We start from the raw sequence: 1,928 nt of genomic DNA on the forward strand, positions 1-1,928 counted from the left end.
GATATTCAGGCCGCATAATAGCGAAAGACGCAGAGCGGAACGCGAACCGATCTACACCACTCCACGGGGCATTATCGTAGGTCGTCTGGGAGAGATAGTGCGGGACGTGGACGGCGAAGCCCATCGCGTCCCGGCCGTCGCCCGCCAGCTCGTACTCGATCAGGTGGCCGGCGCTGCCCGGTACCTGCAGTCGCCGCAGCCAGGGCTCGTGGCCGACGATGAGTTCCTTGCGGCTCGCGTGTGCGGTGAGCGAGGCCGGGCGGGTGTGTGGCACCGCCATCGGGATCGCGTTGATCCCCACGCTGAGGCGTACGCCCAGCTCGGTGACGAGGCCGCGGACAGCCGCCGAGAACCGCTTCCACTGCAGGTCGGGCTCGGGCCCGGTGAGTAGAAAGAACGGCACGTCGGACTCGTCGCGAAGCTGGTAGATGGCCAGCACCGGCTCGGCGTAGCTCTCCCAGTGATCCTCCGAGAAGATCATGGCGGGACGGCGTGAACGGTAGTCCAGCAACTGGTCGATATCGAACTTCGCGACGACGCGATGCTCGAGCGCGGTCAGCAGATGCTCCCCGGCCAAGCCCACCGCGTTGCCGGCGTCCACCACTCCGGTCATCGCTTCCAGCAGGACCGGGCGATGCTGCGCGATCGGGTCGTCCGACGCTTCCTCGGTGAGCTCGTAGAGTTCTCGCGGATCCAGCACGATCGAGGTCCTCCTCACACCGCCGGTCGCTTCCGTCACCTGAAAAGAAGCACGACCAGCGCCATCGGCATTCCGCCGGCCCAGGAAACGCCGAAGGACGGGCGGGGCCGTCCCGGTCGTGTACCGGCCTGACGCCACCCGAGTCTCGTCCTGATTTTACCGGCTTGACGGCCGGGTGGACCGGCACGCAACGCGGCCCCGGCCCGCCGCGGTGACAGGGACGACGGAGGTGCCGCCGGCATAGGCTGCGTCCGGCGCGGATCCTGGTCACCGGGGCGACCGGTAAGGTCGGCGGCGCGGTCGTGCGGGCCGCGCTGGCGGACGGGCACGAGGTGCGCGCCCTGGTGCGCGATCCGGCCCGTGTCGGCGCCCACCTGCCGGTGCAGGCTCAGGTCGTGGTCGGTGACGTGACCGATCCCGCGACGCTGCTGCCCGCGGTCGACGGCGTCGACGTGGTGTTCAACGCCATGGGCGTGTCGGAGCAGTGGCTGCCCGATCCCGGCTTGTTCGAGCGGGTCAACGTGACCGGCTCGGCCAACGTGGCCCGTGCCGCCGCCCGCGCCGGGGTACGCCGGCTCGTGCACACCAGCACCATCGACGTGTTCGCTGCCCCGCCCGGCGGCCGGTTCGACGAGACCAGCCTCGCGACGGCGCCGAAGCACACCCCGTACGAGCGGTCGAAGCAACGGGCGGAGCGCGCCGTCCTCGATGCCGGCGGCGACGTCGAGGTCGTGATCGTGAACCCGGCCGCCGTCTACGGCTTCCCACCGCACGGGCGTGCGTCGCTGGAGGACCGGATGTTTCGCTCGGCGCTGCGCGGCCGGCTACCTGCGGTGCCGCCGGGCGGATCCGGGCTGGTGTTCACCGAGGGGCTCGCCCGCGGGCAGCTGGCGGCTGCCGTCGCCGGTCGTCCCGGGCAGCGGTACATCTTCTCCGACGCCCACGTCAGCCTGCGTGACCTGACCGCCTTGGTGGTGTCGGTGGCCGGTCGTGGACGCCCGCCGCGGGCCACGATCCCGCCCGCCTTCGCCGGCGCGCTCGCCACCGGCGGGGAACTGGTGGCCCGGCTGATCCGCCGGCCCCCACCGCTGTCCCGCGGGCAGCTCCACTACCTGCTCTGGAACGTGGTTCCGGATGCGAGCCGGGCGCGCGCCGAGCTTGGCTGGGAGCCGACCCCGCTGGCGGAGGGCCTGCGTCGCACCCTGGCGGAGCTGGACCGGGCCTGACC

2 protein-coding genes are annotated in these 1,928 nt (G+C 71.5%); one reads left to right on the plus strand and one right to left on the minus strand.

Going from position 1 to position 1,928, the window contains the following annotated elements:
• Nucleotides 1-700 (minus strand): PAC2 family protein (locus tag MXD58_RS26600; RefSeq protein ID WP_250610528.1); only part of this gene is annotated, 700 nt, incomplete at its 3' end.
• A 263-nt stretch (nt 701-963) separates the two neighbouring features.
• Here MXD58_RS26600 and MXD58_RS26605 point away from each other — a divergent pair.
• A complete protein-coding gene (locus MXD58_RS26605) occupies nt 964-1,926 on the plus strand; it encodes an NAD-dependent epimerase/dehydratase family protein (RefSeq protein WP_284678887.1) in 963 nt (320 codons plus the stop codon).
• Nucleotides 1,927-1,928: the final 2 nt, after the last annotated feature.

It is taken from the genome of Frankia sp. AgKG'84/4, assembly GCF_023242965.2.
Classification (GTDB): Bacteria; Actinomycetota; Actinomycetes; order Frankiales; family Frankiaceae; genus Frankia.